This window comes from Streptomyces mutabilis, assembly GCF_014649815.1.
Classification (GTDB): Bacteria; Actinomycetota; Actinomycetes; order Streptomycetales; family Streptomycetaceae; genus Streptomyces; species Streptomyces mutabilis.
Genome location: NZ_BMTT01000001.1, coordinates 307,951 through 324,272 on the forward strand (window position 1 = coordinate 307,951; position 16,322 = coordinate 324,272).

Genomic DNA, 16,322 nt, shown 5'->3' on the forward strand with positions numbered 1-16,322 from the left:
AGCCGGTTTCGTCGAGTACACCGTGAGGCTGAAACCCGAGGCATGTCAGCGTAAGAGGCGGCGTGCAGCTACGGCGTAAGACGGTTCGGTCCGCGGAACAGGAAGGTGGCCTCGCGGATCGACTCCAGACCGAGCAGCACCATCAGCACCCGCCCGAGGCCCATGCCCAGGCCACCGTGCGGTGGGCAGCCGTACCTGAACGTATTCAGGTAGTCCTGCATGGGCTCGGTGCTCATGCCCTTTTCGGCGGCTTGCTTCAGCAGCACGTCGTACCGGTGCTCGCGCTGGGCGCCGGTGGTGACCTCCAGCCCCTTGCAGAGCAGGTCGAAGCTCAAGGTCACACTCGGGTCGTCAGCCGGCCGCATGTGGTAGAAGGGCCGGATGCCGACCGGGTAGTGCGTGATGAACACGAACTCGTGCCCGGTGGCCTCCTGGATGTGGGCGCTGATGCTGCGCTCGCCCTCCGGGTCCAGGTCCTCCTTGACCCCTGCCGGGTCCCAGCCGCCCTTGCGCAGGATCTCGTGCGCCTCGGCCATGGTGATGCGGGGGAAGGGCGTGGCGGGGACGGTGACCTCGACGCCGAAGTGCTCGGCGATCGCCTCGCCGTGGGTGTTGGCGACCTTGGCGATCGCGTGGGTGAGCATCTGCTCCTCGAACGCCATGACGTCCTCCACACCGTCGATCCAGGCCAGCTCCACGTCGACGCCGGTGAACTCGGTGGCGTGCCGGGAGGTGAACGACGGCTCGGCGCGGAAGACGGGGCCGATCTCGAAGACCTTGTCGACGCCGGCCGCGATCGCCATCTGCTTGAAGAACTGCGGCGACTGCGCCAGGTAGGCGCTGCGGCCGAAGTAGCCCAGCTTGAAGACCTCCGCGCCGGACTCCGAGGCGGTACCCATGAGCTTGGGGGTGTGCATCTCGGTGGCGCCCTGGGCGTAGGCGTACTCGCGCATGCCCTGTTCCAGGGTGGTCTGCACGGCGAACATCAGCTGGGTGGCGGGACGGCGGCGCACGTCCAGGAAGCGCCAGTCCAGGCGCTGCTCCAGGCCGGTGTGCTCGTCGATCGGTAGCGACGTGGCGGCCAGGTTGAGGACCTCGACCGCTTCGGGGACGATCTCCAGGCCGCCGAGCTTGACCTGGGCGGCGTCGACGACGCGGCCGGTGATTCTGACGGCGGACTCGGGGGTGAGTGCTTCGAGCTGGGCTTCCAGCGGCCCGTCGTCGCGCTTGTGGGTCACCTGCGCCATGCCGGTGCTGTCCCGCACGATGACGAACTGCATCTTGCGCTGCAGGCGGAGCGTGTTCACCCACCCGCAGACGGATACGGTACGGCCAACGTGTTCTCGCAGCTCGGAGACGTGTACGCGGCTGTGGATCATTTCGGTCCTCCGAAGGACATCGTCATGATCCCTTGGGAGTGCGGGCGAGAAGGGCAACTCGCGGTGCCACCGCACTTTCGCCGCCACAGGTGGCGGCCTCATTCGGGCCCGGTGACGGGGGCCGGCCGGCGGGGCATTGGAGCCCACGGCGGGGCCGTTCCTCCCCGCGCTCAGGAGGGTCTTCACCTCGGAGCGCGAGACCGCCTTCCCAGCTGCTGGCGGCTCTCTCTACTCGCGTGATTCCTGGCTACTCGTCTCCGTCAACGCGTTGCTCGGAAGAATATGGATGCTGCGACGTCGGCCGCAATCGAGAAACGCACGGTGTCCGCAGTAGCGCCAGCCTTCTCTGTGAGTAGGCTGCGGTTCACAGGCGCGGCAAGCGTTCGAAGTCATGCCACCCTCGGCTCACCACCGTGCCACCTCTTATCTGTGGATCTGCTGAGGACCCGGGCCCTGTTGCTAATGCGGACCAATGGCTGGATCTATCCCTACGGCCCGCGTGCCGATGGGTCCCTCAAGGTGGCGATCGGCACGCGGGCCGCAGCGTTACCGCCAGTCACGGAGTGCCGCCACGCCGACACACGACCCACAAGCCTCCGCCAGCCCTAGCCAGAACATCATCAACCACACCGACAAGGGCTTCGGTCTGCCCATCTAATGCCCCACGGACCGCGTGGTGCAGGCAGGCATTGAGTCTGGGTGCTGTGGCGTCGAGGCTGCGCGCCAGCCACGTGTTCGCTGCGCTGCCCGCAGCCCTCTGGAGTTCTTCGACGGATCTCCGGCGCGGCACGCTAAACGTCGTACACCGCGAAGTCGGCGATCGGGCGGTACCCGATCCGCTGGTAGAGGCCGTTGCTGGTGGGGTTGGCCAGGTCCGCGAACAGCAGGACCTCCGCCGCGCCCGCGGATAGTGCGGCTCGGCTCACCTCGGCTGTCACGGCGCCCGCATAACCGCGACCACGCAGGTGAGCCGGGGTATAGACGGGGGCCACCCGGATCTTGCCCGCGACCATGGGGGTCCTGCCTGCCATGGAGACGGGGGAACCGTCCGGGGTTTCCCACAGCGTGACGCGTTCGTCGGCGATGCGCGAGTCCGCCCATGAGCTGTTGTCCGCAGACGGGGTTCCTCCGATGGCGGTGACGAACTCCCGGTGCCAGAGCATGAGTTGTTCGCGGTCCTCCTCGCCCGCGACTCGCCCCCGGCCCTCAGGGAACGGCTCCGGCGGTGTGAGCGTGCCCAGGCGGTACAGACGCTCCTGCTCGTGCAACGTCGGTCTCGCGCCCGTGTGCCGCTGCCAAGCCTCGGCGAAGGAGGCGGCGGTGTCGTGGTCCGCGTTGACGCCGGGGAGGCGGTGGCCGAGGCCGGCTAGGTGGGCGGCGAGGCTGTCGGCCTCTTCGGGGCTAAGGGGGGTGACGGTCAGGCGGCGGGGCGGGGTACGGAAGAAGGTCGCGCGGACCTCGCCCGCCCGCTCCAGCAAGCCGAAGATGGGGGCTTCGGAGCCGTACGCGTCCGTCCCGCGCGTACGCAGTGCCTCGGTCACCGTCAGTGGGACGGTGTGCAGGGCGGGGCGTGCGTGCAGGAAGTCTCCGGCGCGAGCGAGAAAGTCGTCGATGTCTTCGGTGAGGTGCCAGTCATCCGAACTCATGCCTCATGATGCCGCGTGCTGTCGGCGTGCGCCCGTGGTTTTCCGCTGGGCGCGGCGACAGGACCTAGTGTGCTACGCAGCAGCCACTCGCTGGCCCAACAGCACTGGCTGTCTCCCGCCGCCACCTGAGCCGTCGCAAGTAGCCTTTGTCTCATGACCAGTTCACACTCCGGCCGGTATCCAGGAGAGGCGTTCGCTCGTCCAAGCTATCGGCTGCACACCCTTGGATGGCGAGCGTTCGAGGATCTCGCCTTGGCCATCATAAGAGAGATCCTAGGGCCGACAGTGGTGAGCTTCGCTGAAGGCAGCGACGGTGGACGTGATGGCGCCTTCTATGGGGACTGGGAGCCGGATCCCAAGGCGCCGGCTCCGTTCGGGGGCCCGGGTGCCAGCAGGCTCAAAGGACCTTTTGTCATCCAGTGCAAGTTTGTCCAGAACGAGTCAGACACACTCAAACCCTCAGACGTCACCGGCGAAGTAAAGAAGGTCAGCAGACTGGCGGCAGAACAAATCTGCTCAACTTATGTGCTCATGACTAACGCGCGCGTCACAGCAGACAGCGAGAGAGTGATGCGCGACATGTTCCAGGCTGCTGGGGCCAAGGACGTCCTCGTGTTGAGCGGGACTTGGATTCAGGAAATGATCACCAGCAGTGTGAGCCTGCGCAGGAAACTTCCTCGGATGTACGGGCTCGGTGATCTGACTCAGATTCTTGACGAAAGACGGTACAGTCAAGCCCACGCTTTCCTATCGCACCTCGGCGACGAGAGCCTGGCCACGTTCGTGCGAACCAAATTCTACGCACAGGCCATGGAGTATCTGGATAATCACGGGTTCGCCATCCTGGTCGGTGGGGCGGGTTCTGGGAAGTCCATCACGGCGGCCGCTCTAGCCATCGGTGCGGTGGATGCTTATGGGAGTGCCGTCATTAGGGTTGACGCACCTGAGGAATTCCGGGAGGCGTGGAATCCGCACGAGCCACACCAGCTATTCTGGGTTGACGACGCGTTCGGCGTCTTTAGGTTCGATGCCCGGTCTACCGAGAAGTGGGTTCGCAACTCGGGGCTGATGCGAACTGCGATCAAGAACGGGGCGCGTTTTGTCTTCACTAGTCGCGATTACATCCTTGAAGCCGCACGAGGTGAGTTCAAGGGAGCCGCAAGGGAACTCCTCGATCGCCGGGTGGATCTGTCTCCCCACTGCCTGACAGTCGGAGAAAGGGAGCAGATTCTCTACAATCACCTACGGCACGGAGACCAGCCCAAGAGCTTCCTCACAGAAATTAAGGACCATCTACACATCGCGGCTCGATCTACATCCTTCACGCCCGAGCAAGCCAGGCGACTGGGAAGTACCTACTTGTCATCCGGGCTTGAGAGTGGATCGGAGCAGCAGCTGCTGGACTTCTTCGAAAACCCCATCGACCACCTCTGTGAGGTACTCAGAGGGCTGGATCAAGATTCACTTTCGGCACTGTGCCTGGTGTACATGGCCGGTGAAGGCTTGAAGTCACCTATCGCCTTCACCTCTCGGGAGGGGGAAGCACTGGATCTCATAGGGGGAACCAAGGCCGGAGTGACTCAGGCCCTTGGTCGCTTGAGCGGGTCGTTCCTCCTTAGGGTCGACACTCAGACCAGCCCACGATGGAAGTTCTACCATCCCAGTTTGGCGCACGCCCTGGCGAAACACATCGGCCAGAACAGCGAGTTGGTCGAGATCTTTATCTCCGGATTGACCGAAAGAGCACTGTTCACCATGGTCGACTGTGGCGGCCAACAAGACGTTTCACGCGAGACAGTCATCATCCCGGAGGTGTGCTACGACCTCCTCATCAACCGAATCTCGGAACTTCAGGACACTCGTCTTCTCTGCGAGTCGCCGGAGTTCACTGAGTTCCTCTCCTCGTGTTGCAGCCCCACCTTCCTACTGAGGCTTGCAGAGTTGAGAGGAGACATCATCGGAATGTTCATCCATGTAGACACGCTTCGCTTCGGGGTAACTGGCATAAAGCTCTTGGCTCGCCTGTGGCAAGCCGGGCTCCTCCCGGAAAGGGAACGGAGGTCTGCCGTTGCCAAGATCACAGAGAACGCCACATCCCTCCCTATCCATCTTGAGGTCGACTTCGACTGGGCAAAAACGTCCGCAACTACTGAACTCACCACTCCAGATGAGTACCAAGAACTCCGAGAGCGAGTCTTCCGCGACGTCATCCCCGAACTAGCGGACGTGATCGAGGACCCGGGAAGCACCATCGAATGGGAATCTGAGGAAGACTGGCTCCACATTGCGCGACACTACGAGGCGGCTGTGGTCGCCTACCGCGTCGCCTACGAGGACCACCCCGATGCTTCCGCTGAGCTCTCGTACACGGAAGACGTACTCAGCACCTACCTGTACACGTCTCCCCTGTGCGGTGGGGGCTTCGAAGAGGAGGAGAGCGAAGAGGCAAGCGGCGACGGCACAGAGAGCCGGAGCATCTTCGACGACCTGGACTCCGTCTGAGCACGGGGGCGACGTGACACCGCTAGGCCACAGAGAAGTACATCGCGCCAGGCTGTGGGTGGCGAACCTGCCGGACCTGCCCAGGCATGTAGACGTCGATGCCCGTCGCCGGCAGCCGGTCGCCTTCCCGAGTTACCCCCAAGCCCAGGAGCGCCCGACGTTACCCTCCCCGTGTCCCCCCAGTTATGCAAGGGCGTGAACATGGAGCAGCAGGCATGGAGCAGCGACCGCAGACTCACCGCGATCAGCCGCAGAAGCCTCTCCGTGCCTGCCCGACAGGCTGTGATCGACAGGCAAGTACTCCCCGGACGTACCGTCCTTGACTACGGTTGCGGCCGCGGTGGTGACGTGCACACCCTTCAGCAGCTGGACTACCGCGCCGTTGGCTGGGATCCGTTCTACCTACCCGAGACGACGCTGCAGCCCGCGGACGTTGTTCTTCTTACCTACGTCCTCAACGTCATCGAAGATCCGCAGGAACGTCGAAAGACGCTGAAGGCAGCGTGGGAACTGGCGGGAACAGTCCTGGTCGCCTCAGCACGACTTACCTGGGAGAAGTCGAAGGTGCGCGGTGAGGCGTTCGGTGACGGCCTGCTCACCAGCCGGCAAACGTTCCAGCACCTCTTCGGGGCAAGCGAACTGCGCAACTACGTCGAACAAGTAACGGGCGTACGGACTGTCTCCGCGGCGCCAGGGATTGTCTATGCCTTCAAGGATGAGAAGGCGCGGCTGAGCTACCTCGCTCAACGGATCGTTCCCGACGCGGAGTGGCTCGCTTCCGAAGACACGACCTCGGCGATCGCCGCCGTGGTCGACCACGTGGAACGGCGCGGGCGCCTTCCCCGTATGGAGGAAGTGCCCCAGCCGATGGCTGAGCTTCTAGGCCACCTACGCCCCAATGAACTGCGCCGCCTTGTCCGGGACTCCGCCGAGCAAGCCAAGGTCGAGGAGGGCCGCAAGCGGACCACCCTCAATACCCTGCTCTTCCTGGCCGTCGAACTCTTCAACGGCCGCGGCCCTTTCAGCAGCCTCCCCCTGAGTGTCCAGCTCGACGTCCGTGCCTTCTTCACCTCCTACAAGGAGGCATGCCAGCGATCCGACCGTCTTCTCCTGAAACTCCGCGACGACGCGTACCTCCGCGGAGCCATGAACGCCTCCGCGGTCGGGAAGCTGACCCCGACCGCGTTGTACGTGCATCAGCGCGCCCTCGACCGCATGCCCACGGTCCTGCGCCTGTACGAGCACTGCGCCTCGATCGCGGCCGGCCGCCCACAGGATTGGACCGTGGCCAAGCTGCGTCATCAGGGACGGGCGGTGAGCTGGCTGGACTACCCCGACTTCGACAGCGACCCGCACCCGCGGATCCTGTCGTCGTACCAGGTAGATCTCAAAACGCTTGAGACCTCCCACACCTCATACGCCGAATCCATGAACCGGCCTCTACTGCACCGCAAGCACGAGTTCCTGGCTCCCGACGATCCAGACGTCGAGCGTTACAAACGACTCACGGCAGCAGAGGTGAAGGCGGGGCTGTACGAGCACCCTCACCTCATCGGTACGGAGAACGGCTGGGAAGCGGAGCTCCTACGCTGTGGGCGCGAGTTGCGGGGGCATCGTCTGGTCCGACGGGCACCGCATGACCGATCAAGCTGAGTCGGGCTGCAAGCGCATGATCGCATTTGCCAGCTCGGTGGGGTCCAGGTCCGTCGTCTGGCTGGGGAACCACGACAGGCGGAGCCCGTTGGACGCCACTTCTTCAGGCAGGCCCATGGCGGTCAGGACGTGGCTGGGGGTGTAGGAGGCGCTCGTGCAGGCGGAGCCCGTCGCTACGGCGACCTGGTCCTTCAGCATCACGATGAGCGCCTCGGCGTCCACGCCGTCGAAGGTCAGGTTGAGGATGTGAGGGACCGTGTGGTCTTGGTCGCCGTTGATACGGAAGCGCGTCTTCGCGAGTGCGTCCAGAAGGCGAGCACGGAAAGCAGCCGCTTCCTTGTTCCACTGGGCATGTTCCTTGTGGAAGATCTTTGCCGCTTCAGCCAACCCCATGATCAACGGGACCGGGAGGGTACCCGGCCGCAGTTTCCGCTCCTGACCGCCGCCGAACATGATCGGCTTGAGGGGCAGAGTGTCCCAGCCGCGGTGGCGGGCCAAGAGCATCCCGACGCCCTTGGGTCCGCCGATCTTGTGCCCGCTGACGCTGATCATGTCGATCGGCGCCGTGAGGTCCTGTGTCAGTTTCCCGTAGCCCTGTGCCGCATCCACGTGCATGTATGTGGAGGTCTCACGCAGCTTGTGCGCGAGCTCGGCAACAGGCTGCACGACCCCTGTCTCATTGTTGACGTGCATGAGCGATACCAGCAGGGTGTCCGGACGCAGGCGTTCCATCACGGCGTCGACGCTGACGCGTCCTGACGGGCCGGGTTCGATGAAGTCGACCTCGAAGCCCCGTGTCTGCAGGTACTCAAGAGGCTCGATGACCGCTTTGTGTTCAATTGCCGAGGTGATGATGTGACGTCGGCCAGTCTCTTCGCCATGGGGGGCCAGACCCAGCAGGGCGATGTTGTTGCTCTCAGTCGCTCCGCTGGTGAAGATCAGCTCGTCCACCTCGGCATCGAACGTGCCGGCCAAGTACTGACGCGCCTGCTGCACGGCACGTTTCGCCCGGGAGCCGTACTCGTGGGTGCGACTGCCTGCGTTACCGAACTCCTCAGTCATCCAGTGCAGGACAACCTCGGCCACGCGCGGGTCCACGCGCGTGGTCGCTGCCGCGTCGAGATACGTCACCACTAGCCCCACCACACCTCTGTGCGTTATTCCTGCATGCCCTGTACGTCTAATCTCTGACGTACGAGTACGATACCGTTGCGTAGGTGGGATCACAGTCACCTTCGCAGCTCGCAGACGCCGCTACCTCGTCAGGCTTCGAGTACATCTTTCCAGCCATCCGAGGGGTCCAGGCGGGGCGCGAGTTCTACGTCTCCATGTGTCCGCTTCGTCTCATTCCGAAGATCTTCCTGTTCGACGAAGACGAGCTGGCCCCTGAAGTCCGCGCGCAACGGGTGCTGAACAAGGGGAGACTCCCAGCCCTCACTCGGTACATCGTGGACAATCCGGACGATTATGTCTTTAGTGCGCTGACGGCGTCCGTGGATGGCGAGATGCACTTCGAGAGCATCTCTGACTCCGGGGTGGGGATGCGCGCAGGGCAGATCCGCATCCCCATGGCCGCTCGCTTCCTCATCAACGACGGCCAGCACCGTCGAGCTGCGATCGAACAGGCGCTGAAGGAGAACCCGGATCTCGGCGAAGAGACCATCGCCGTCGTCTTCTTCCACGATGCCGGCCTCGCCCGCTGCCAGCAGATGTTCGCCGACCTCAACCGTCATGCCGTTCGCCCGGCCCGGTCCATCGGCGTGCTCTACGACCACCGAGACGACCTGGCCATCATCACCCGACTGCTTGCCATGAAGTCGCCCGTCTTCAAGGGACACGTGGAGATGGAGAACAGCACCCTCTCCCAACGGTCCCGCAAGCTGTTCACTCTCAGTGCTGTCTATTACGCAACTCAGTCTCTCCTTCAGGGACTTGAGGTTAAAAAGGAACAAGCGCAGACACTCGCTGAGCAGTACTGGGAGGCCATTGACACGGTCATCCCAGAATGGTCTCTGGTCCGCCGCCGCGAGTTGACGGCCCCCGAGGTTCGCCGTGACTTCATCCATAGCCATGGCATCGCACTGCATGCCCTAGGCAGGATCGGTAACACCCTCCTGAGGAACGCACACTCTCCCAAGGCGTGGAAGCCGAAGTTGGCCCGCTTGAAGTCCGTGGACTGGACGCGCAGCAACACCGACTGGGAAGGCCGAGCACTCGTGGGTGGCCGCGTGTCGAAGAGCCACCAGAACCTGACTTTGACTGTGAACTACCTCCGACACCACATGGACCTTCGGCTCAGCCCCGAAGAACAGCGTGTAGAGGACGCATACGCACGAGGAGATGCATGAGCACCGTGGCACGTCCCGTGGCCTTCCAGGGCCGGGGCCTTTCCGAGGTCGTGAACGAGCTGACCGATGAAGTGCGTGAGCTCTACACCGCGGACGAGGTGCCTTGGGTCATCGGCTATAGCGGCGGAAAGGATTCCACCGCCGTCCTTCAACTCGTATGGCTTGCTCTGCAAGGACTGCCGGCCGAGCAACGCACCAAGCCAGTACATGTGATCAGTACTGACACCCTGGTAGAAAACCCCATCGTTGCTGCCTGGGTGTCGCAATCACTTGAGACAATGAAGAAGGCCGCGGCCGAGCAGAACCTGCCGATCGAACCGCACCGGCTCACCCCCAAGGTGGAGGACACCTTCTGGGTCAACTTGATTGGCCGCGGATACCCGGCCCCTCGGCCGAAGTTCCGTTGGTGCACTGAGCGCATGAAGATCAAGCCATCGAACCGCTTCATCCGCCAGGTTGTGCGTCGTCATGGCGAAGCCATTCTCGTCCTCGGTATCCGCAAGGCTGAAAGTCAGGCCCGCGCCCGAGCCATGGCAAAGCACGAGAAGCGGCGCGTGCGCGACCGCCTGTCCCCTAACGGCAACCTCCCAAACTCGCTCGTGTACAGCCCCATCGAGGACTGGACCAACGACGAGGTGTGGGCGTTCCTCATGCAGCAGGCCAATCCATGGGGTTACAAGAACAAGGACCTGCTCACCATGTATCAGGGGGCATCCAGCGACTCCGAATGTCCGCTGGTTGTGGACGACACCACCCCGTCCTGCGGTGACAGCCGGTTCGGCTGCTGGACATGCACGCTTGTGGACCAGGACAAGTCCATGACTGCCATGATCCAAAACGACCCGGAGCAGAAGAAGTGGATGCGTCCACTCCTCTCTCTTCGCAACGAGCTGGACGACGTGTCGAAGGAGAAGGAGACACGGGACTTCCGGCGGATGAACGGTCGAGTGCAGCTGTTCAACGACCGCATCATCCAGGGCCCGTACACCCAGAAGGCTCGCGAGGACTGGCTGCGGAAGCTGCTTCGCGCCCAGGCGCACGTCCGTAGGGAAGGTCCCGAGGAGGCCCGCAACATCGAGCTGATCACGATGGAAGAGCTGCACGAAATCCGTCGGATCTGGGTGTTCAAGAAGCACGAGGTAGAAGACATCCTCCCGCGGATCTACGAGGAAGAGACCGGCGAGAAGTTCCCCGGGCAAGACCTTGAGGAAAGCCTGGTCATCCGCGCGAACGAGATCGACCTCCTCCGCAAGATCTGCGGCGACGACGAAATCCACTTCACCATGGTCCGTGAACTACTGGCTGTTGAACGTGAATACAGGACCAAGACACGGCGCAAGGGTCTCTACGAGGCGCTTGAGAAAGTGATCGAAAAGGGGTTCTACGAGAGCAAAGAAGACGCGCTGGAGTTCGCGCAGCTTAAGCAAGCTATGCACGAGAGCGGCGTCCGACCTGAGACCACAGACCAGCCCCAGGCCCCGACATTGGACGAAGAGTAGAACGATGCTCCTGCATAACATCACGCTGCGCGACTTTGGGGCGTACCAAGGCGAGCAGCGGCTCGACCTCCGCACAGAGCCCGGGCGCCCCATCGTCCTCATCGGCGGACTGAACGGCTGTGGCAAGACCACGCTTCTCGATGCCATCCAGCTCGTACTCTACGGCCCCAAAGCTGACTGCAGCGGCCGCGGCAGCCGCCCTTACAACGACTACCTTCAGCAGTGCATCAACCGAGAGGCAGATCCCGCCGAGGGCGCATCCATCGCCTTGGAATTCTCCATCACCGTGGAGGGGGAAGAACACTACTACCGTGTCGTCAGGAACTGGTACTTCACCGGCAGTAAGACGCTGCGTGAATTCCTGACTGTCTTGGTCGATGGCGAGTTCAGTCGCCCACTGACTGAGGGCTGGGCCGATCACGTTGAGACGATCCTTCCGCTCGACGTAGCCACGCTCTTCTTCTTCGACGGAGAGAAGATTGAGGAGCTTGCCGATCCACGAAGCGCAGCCAAGGTCATCGAGTCGGCCATTCACTCGCTCCTCGGCGTCAGCGCCGTAGAACGTCTGCGGCAACTCCTCAAGACCCTCCAGAACCGTCAGCGGCTGTCCGACGCCGATCAAGACGTTCTGGACAAGATCCGGAAGCAAGAACTGGAGTTGGCGCAGGCCACCCAGGCCGCATCTGATGCCCATCAGCTAATGGCGGCAGCCCGCTCAGAACTCCTCGTTCGCCAAAAGGAATTGGATGACGTTGAGTACAAGTTCGAGCGTGCTGGTGGCAAGGAGTACGAGCGCAGGAAGGAACTGGAGGCCGAGCGTAACCGCGTCAAGAATCAAGCGGTGGCTACGAACAAGGCTTTGATCTCTCTAGCCGAAGGACCGCTTCCGCTTCTACTCCTGCAGGATCAACTCGCCGGGGTCAGGAAGCAGGCGGAGCTGGAAAAGGAAGCCGATGATGCCTCGCGCTTCCTCGGAGTCCTAGAAGAACGCGACGAGTGGCTGCTCATGCAAGTCGCAGACGAGCTGCCCGCTAATGCCCGCTCCGCGCTGAAGAGGAAGCTCACCAGCGATCGAAAGAAGCGTGAGAGGGCCGCTGACCTTGAGTACAACCTCGGGCTCCCTCACGACGCCTTGCTGCAGTTGTCGGCACTCGACCAGGCACTGGCCAGTGACTCCGCCCGGGCCCGCGATCTCCTGAAGGAAGCTGCCGACATCGCGGAGCATCTCGAGGCCGCCCAACAGCAGGTAGACGCCGTGCCTGACGACGAGTTCATCGGCGGGCTCGTTGAGGAGCGCCGGACCGCTATCGAGAGGATGGCGGTTGCACAGGCGCAGTTCCAGCGAGGAGAAAGCCTGCACGCTGAAGCTGTCGCACGCCGCCAACGGCTAGACGATGAGCTTGACCGTGCTCATCGATCCCGCCGTGCGGCCGAGTGGCGCTCTGCGTGGCTGGAACGAGTGGTCAAGTACTCAGAGAAGACACGCGGCACCCTTGAACAGCTCGGGGACGATCTCCTCGCTCACCACATCGAGAACGTCGAAGCCGCCGTGTTGCACAGCTTCAACACGCTCATGCGCAAGCAGGGCCTCATCCGTGACATCCAAATCAACACGGACGACAAGTTCGCCCTTGTCCTCACCGGCCCGGATGGCGAAACCATCGACCCCGGCCGGTTGAGCGCCGGCGAACGGCAGCTGCTTGCCGTCTCCCTCCTGTGGGGCCTGGCCAAGACCGCCGGCAACCGGCTGCCGAGCGTCATTGACACCCCGCTCGGCCGTCTGGACAGCAAGCACCGGGAGCACCTCGTGGACCGCTACTTCCCCAAGGCTGGCCGCCAGGTGCTGCTCCTGTCCACGGACGAGGAAATCGACGAGAAGCTGCTCGGTCGCCTCAAGCCCTATCTCTCCCACACATACACCCTCGTCCACGACGACAAGACCTTCACCACCACCGTCGAACCGGGCTACTGGTGGACCGCAGGAGCAGCGCATGTCGCTTGAGACCATCCGCCTCTCGCAGACGGCCAAGGACCAGCTCGTCTGGCTCAAGCGCCATACCGGCATCACGCACTGGAACGTCCTGTGCCGCTGGGCCCTCGCACTGTCCCTGCGTGACGCTTCGACTCCGCTGGTTAAGGACATCGTCACCGACTCGAACGTCGAGATGAGCTGGAAGACGTTCGCTGGAGCGTACGGGGACGTATACCTCGCCTTGCTGAAGCAACGGTGCCTCGCTGACGGCGAAGAGCCCACGGACGAAGCCGTTTCCCGCGCATTGATCATCCACATTCACCGCGGCGTCGGTTTCCTCCACGGGCGACGCGATCTGAGAAGCATCAGCGACTTCGTGTCGCTCGCGGTGGCTTGACAGACGAGGGGCCGGCGGCGACAACTACTTGTCTCCGCCGGCCCTTCATGCTGTCCGCGAGCCGTCAGCTGACCTCAGAGGACGTCCTTGATCTTCGTCAGGTACTGCTCGGTGAAGCTGCCCCACCACTTCCGCAGCTCCTTGTACTGGTCGACCGGCGTCTCGTGCATGGACTCGGCCTTCGCGTACGCCACCAGGAGCAGGGTGATGGCTTCGATGGCTCGGCGAGCCGTTGCGGACACGTTGGGGCCTGTGCCCGTGCCGCCCTCATTCGACAGCAGCTGCAAGGGCTCGTACATCTCCTGGTAGAACACGTGGCGCTGGTTCAGCCGGATGATCGTCTGATCCTTGAGGTGCGTGAGCTGAAAGAGATCATCTCCGGGCACGTCCACCGTCTCGATGACGAACGGAAGCTCCTTGATCTCCTGCACGTAGGCGGCCTTCTCCTCCTCCGTCGTGTTCCGCCCAGCGTCCTTGGCCAGATTTTCGTACTCCCTCTCCTGCTGGGCCGGCGTGGGAACCTGCTTGACCCGGGCCTTCGGCATGGTGCGGTCCGCGTCCTTGAGGGCCTTCGTGATCGGGGCGTGCTCGCCGGACTTCACTGCGTCGTCGCGGTTGACCTCACCCCATACGCGGTCGATCTCGTCACGAGCCTTCGGGATGACGCTCTCCGCGATGGTCCGCAGGGTCCTGCGAAGCTCATCAGCGGGGACCGCCCCGCGCTTCACGTTGCGAACGCCCATCATGCGGTCGAGCTCCGGGGTGAAGTAGACCTCGAAGCCGATGTACCGGTCCTTGGTTTGGATCCCCGAGGGAAAGAGCTTGGCTACCGGGGTGTAGCTGATCTCGCGGTCAAGCCGCATGAAGCTGATGGCGCCCTCGTTGTCCGGGATCCGCAGCCGCTTGGCGAACGCGTCGCCGCCGGCGCCCTTGAAGCGCAGGATCTCGGGCGGTGCCAGAGCGATGACGACGCGGATCTTGTGATCTGTACCCTGCACCTTGACCTCTTCGTTGAAGAAGACCTGACCGTGGAAGTGCCGTGCCTCAGCGCGTGATTCGCCGCTGGTGCGTGCGAGTTCCTCGGTGAGCACCTGGTCGGCCCAGGTGCCCTTCCGGAGAAAGGTCGGGTCGTGGGGCTTCAAGTCCGTGTGGTCGACGGTGATCCGGATGCCACCGCTCAGGAACTCCCGGAAGACCCGGGCGAGTTCCTTGTTCATCTCGTTGCGAATGTGGTCCGGAGTGCTCCGACCATGGCCGTCGGAGACCCTGTCGATCTTCGACCACGTCACCATGGTGCCCGAGCCCTCCGGGAAGTAGACCTCAAGGTGGGCGGGCAGAGGCTCGTCATCGGGGGGGTAGATCCCGACCTTGTCGCCGCGCTTCTCGGCCTCGATGCCCTCTTCGAGGTCGAAGAACACGTGCCTGATCTGCTCGCTGCCCTCGACGCGGGACCAGGCGTCGATGCGCATGCCGACGCTGAGACCGGCGAGCTTCGCACCGACACCGAACTTCCCGATGGTCTTCTCGGACATGAACCTCTTGGAGAAGCCGAGCTGAAGGTAGTGCTGCAGCGTCTCGTCGTCCATGCCCTCACCGTCATCGATGAAGGAGACCTGTGTGAGGGTCTTCTTGCGGCTCTTCATCGCTTCTTCGGTGATGATCTGGATGTGGTTCGCGCGGGCTTCGATGCTGTTGTCGATCACCTCCCCGACAGCAGACGGGAAGTTGTGGCCGGACTCGCGGAGGCTGAGAAGGGCCTGTCCGGAGAGGACGACCGGGATGATGTCCATGTCGGCGGTGGTCATGATGTGCTCCTGGTGTCAGAAAGACGTGGTCGAGGTAGAGCTCGGCTCAAGGCGCGTTCGATAGCCGTTTCAGGGCAGAACGGGCAGCGGCGGCCTGTTCCGGCAGGGCTGGCGGGGTGTATCTGGTTCCGGATGGCGCTGCCCGCGGACCGGTATTGGTGGTACCAGTAGGACTCGATCGCATAGGCCTGGTGGGAGTTGCGGGCCGGGGCCACGACGAAGTGGGTTGCACGCCCGCGGAGTGGATGACGGGATAACCTCCGGCGGAGACAGGTGTCCGACCGTCCCACGTACAGCGGGCGGGCACCTTCCTGCTCGTGCTCCATCAGTAGATAGGCCCCGATGGTCCCGGTCGGGATCTGCATGTTCACGACGCTCCGCGTGAACCGGAGAGCGACACGAGATGTGCCTTCGTACGGCTCAGCCACCCGGACGTGAACGTTGGTGAACGTCGTCATGCGGCGTCGCTGATCAGCGCCTTGGCGTGGATACGGAGGGCGCGTCGGGCACGCTCAACCGTGGCCACAGACACGCCAGTCTTCCTGGCGGAGTCAGGGACGGTCTCCATGTCGAGCATGCCCTGGAGGCAGGCGGGGCCGTGAGGACCAAGCGTCGCGGCGAAGGCGGTCAGCTCCCGGATGGTTTCGGTTGCGAGTGCACGCTCTTCGGGGGTGTCGTACGTGACCATCTCGATGACGGGCGAACCGTCCGCTGCGGTAGTGGATACGCGGCGGCGAGCAGCGTCGGCCAGCGGCCGGCAAGCGGCACTCCGGCGGGCATTGGCCTCCGAGCGGCGGATCGTCCGACGTGCGTCCCGGATGACGTTCCGGCACAGAAGGTCGGGGTCTTCGGCCGCACGCCTGTGGCCAAGTGTGAGGTTCAGAGCGGTGTCGAGAACGTCGAGGTACTCGCCGTCCCACGCCCTCGCCTTGTTCTTCCTGTACAGACGGCACATCGTCTCGACACGCACGTCGTTGATCTGGAGCATCATGCCCCTCCCCGGGTGCCCGGCTGCTATATGCCGGACCCACTCAGTTGTGACCCGCTCGCCCTTTGGCCGTCGTCGCCGTTCGGTCGACTTCGGCATGAGCAGGTGTTGAAACTGTAGAGCCCCCCACCGA

General features: G+C 63.3%; 11 protein-coding genes. 6 read left to right on the forward strand and 5 right to left on the reverse strand.

Annotation, left to right across the window (positions count from 1 at the left end):
- Positions 1 to 68: 68 nt before the first annotated feature.
- Complete coding sequence (gene aspS, locus IE142_RS01435; protein ID WP_191884011.1) at positions 69 to 1,379, reverse strand: aspartate--tRNA(Asn) ligase; 1,311 nt, start codon at positions 1,377 to 1,379, stop codon at positions 69 to 71.
- 791 nt (positions 1,380 to 2,170) lie between these two features.
- Positions 2,171 to 3,025 carry a GNAT family N-acetyltransferase gene (locus IE142_RS01440; RefSeq protein WP_191884012.1) on the reverse strand — a complete coding sequence of 285 codons (855 nt, stop codon included), beginning with the start codon at positions 3,023 to 3,025 and terminating at the stop codon, positions 2,171 to 2,173.
- 153 nt (positions 3,026 to 3,178) lie between these two features.
- On the opposite strand from IE142_RS01440, the gene IE142_RS01445 reads away from it, so the two are divergent.
- Both IE142_RS01445 and IE142_RS01450 read left to right on the forward strand, forming a co-directional pair.
- On the forward strand, positions 3,179 to 5,527 hold the full coding sequence (locus IE142_RS01445; RefSeq protein WP_191884013.1) for an nSTAND3 domain-containing NTPase: 2,349 nt from the start codon (positions 3,179 to 3,181) through the stop codon (positions 5,525 to 5,527).
- 201 nt (positions 5,528 to 5,728) lie between these two features.
- Positions 5,729 to 7,180: a DNA phosphorothioation-associated putative methyltransferase gene (locus IE142_RS01450; RefSeq protein WP_191884014.1), complete on the forward strand. Its 1,452-nt coding sequence runs from the start codon at positions 5,729 to 5,731 to the stop codon at positions 7,178 to 7,180.
- Here IE142_RS01450 and dndA read toward each other — a convergent pair.
- Positions 7,172 to 8,314: a cysteine desulfurase DndA gene (gene dndA / locus IE142_RS01455; protein WP_191884015.1), complete on the reverse strand. Its 1,143-nt coding sequence runs from the start codon at positions 8,312 to 8,314 to the stop codon at positions 7,172 to 7,174. The two genes, IE142_RS01450 and dndA, sit on opposite strands and share 9 nt — an antisense overlap.
- Before the next feature lie 83 nt (positions 8,315 to 8,397).
- Here dndA and dndB point away from each other — a divergent pair, with 83 nt between their 5' ends.
- Genes dndB through dndE form a run of 4 tightly spaced genes read left to right on the forward strand, consistent with a single transcriptional unit; the run spans position 8,398 to position 13,396 of the window.
- Positions 8,398 to 9,528: a DNA sulfur modification protein DndB gene (gene dndB / locus IE142_RS01460; RefSeq protein ID WP_229830112.1), complete on the forward strand. Its 1,131-nt coding sequence runs from the start codon at positions 8,398 to 8,400 to the stop codon at positions 9,526 to 9,528.
- Positions 9,525 to 11,027: a DNA phosphorothioation system sulfurtransferase DndC gene (gene dndC / locus IE142_RS01465; RefSeq protein WP_191884016.1), complete on the forward strand. Its 1,503-nt coding sequence runs from the start codon at positions 9,525 to 9,527 to the stop codon at positions 11,025 to 11,027. The genes dndB and dndC overlap by 4 nt, the downstream gene beginning before the upstream one ends.
- 4 nt (positions 11,028 to 11,031) lie before the next feature.
- The gene (gene dndD / locus IE142_RS01470; RefSeq protein ID WP_191884017.1) at positions 11,032 to 13,029 is read left to right on the forward strand and encodes a DNA sulfur modification protein DndD; all 1,998 of its coding nucleotides are present in this window, start codon (positions 11,032 to 11,034) and stop codon (positions 13,027 to 13,029) included.
- A complete protein-coding gene (gene dndE / locus IE142_RS01475) occupies positions 13,019 to 13,396 on the forward strand; it encodes a DNA sulfur modification protein DndE (protein ID WP_191884018.1) in 378 nt (125 codons plus the stop codon). Before dndD ends, dndE begins: the two co-directional genes overlap by 11 nt.
- A 74-nt stretch (positions 13,397 to 13,470) precedes the next feature.
- Here the strand turns inward: dndE and IE142_RS01480 are convergent, their stop codons facing one another.
- Both IE142_RS01480 and IE142_RS01485 read right to left on the reverse strand, forming a co-directional pair.
- Positions 13,471 to 15,201: an ATP-binding protein gene (locus IE142_RS01480; RefSeq protein ID WP_191884019.1), complete on the reverse strand. Its 1,731-nt coding sequence runs from the start codon at positions 15,199 to 15,201 to the stop codon at positions 13,471 to 13,473.
- Between the two features lie 454 nt (positions 15,202 to 15,655).
- Positions 15,656 to 16,192, reverse strand: a complete 537-nt coding sequence (locus IE142_RS01485; protein WP_229830114.1) for a hypothetical protein — start codon at positions 16,190 to 16,192, stop codon at positions 15,656 to 15,658.
- Positions 16,193 to 16,322: the final 130 nt, after the last annotated feature.

Excerpts from the sequence above, each read along its gene's own strand:
- dndD (WP_191884017.1), top strand. The coding sequence starts at position 11,032 with ATGCTCCTGCATAACATCACGCTGCGCGACTTTGGGGCGTACCAAGGC.
- aspS (WP_191884011.1), bottom strand. The coding sequence starts at position 1,379 with ATGATCCACAGCCGCGTACACGTCTCCGAGCTGCGAGAACACGTTGGC.
- dndC (WP_191884016.1), top strand. The coding sequence starts at position 9,525 with ATGAGCACCGTGGCACGTCCCGTGGCCTTCCAGGGCCGGGGCCTTTCC.
- IE142_RS01450 (WP_191884014.1), top strand. The coding sequence starts at position 5,729 with ATGGAGCAGCAGGCATGGAGCAGCGACCGCAGACTCACCGCGATCAGC.
- IE142_RS01445 (WP_191884013.1), top strand. The coding sequence starts at position 3,179 with ATGACCAGTTCACACTCCGGCCGGTATCCAGGAGAGGCGTTCGCTCGT.
- dndE (WP_191884018.1), top strand. The coding sequence starts at position 13,019 with ATGTCGCTTGAGACCATCCGCCTCTCGCAGACGGCCAAGGACCAGCTC.
- IE142_RS01485 (WP_229830114.1), bottom strand. The coding sequence starts at position 16,192 with ATGATGCTCCAGATCAACGACGTGCGTGTCGAGACGATGTGCCGTCTG.
- IE142_RS01480 (WP_191884019.1), bottom strand. The coding sequence starts at position 15,201 with ATGACCACCGCCGACATGGACATCATCCCGGTCGTCCTCTCCGGACAG.
- IE142_RS01440 (WP_191884012.1), bottom strand. The coding sequence starts at position 3,025 with ATGAGTTCGGATGACTGGCACCTCACCGAAGACATCGACGACTTTCTC.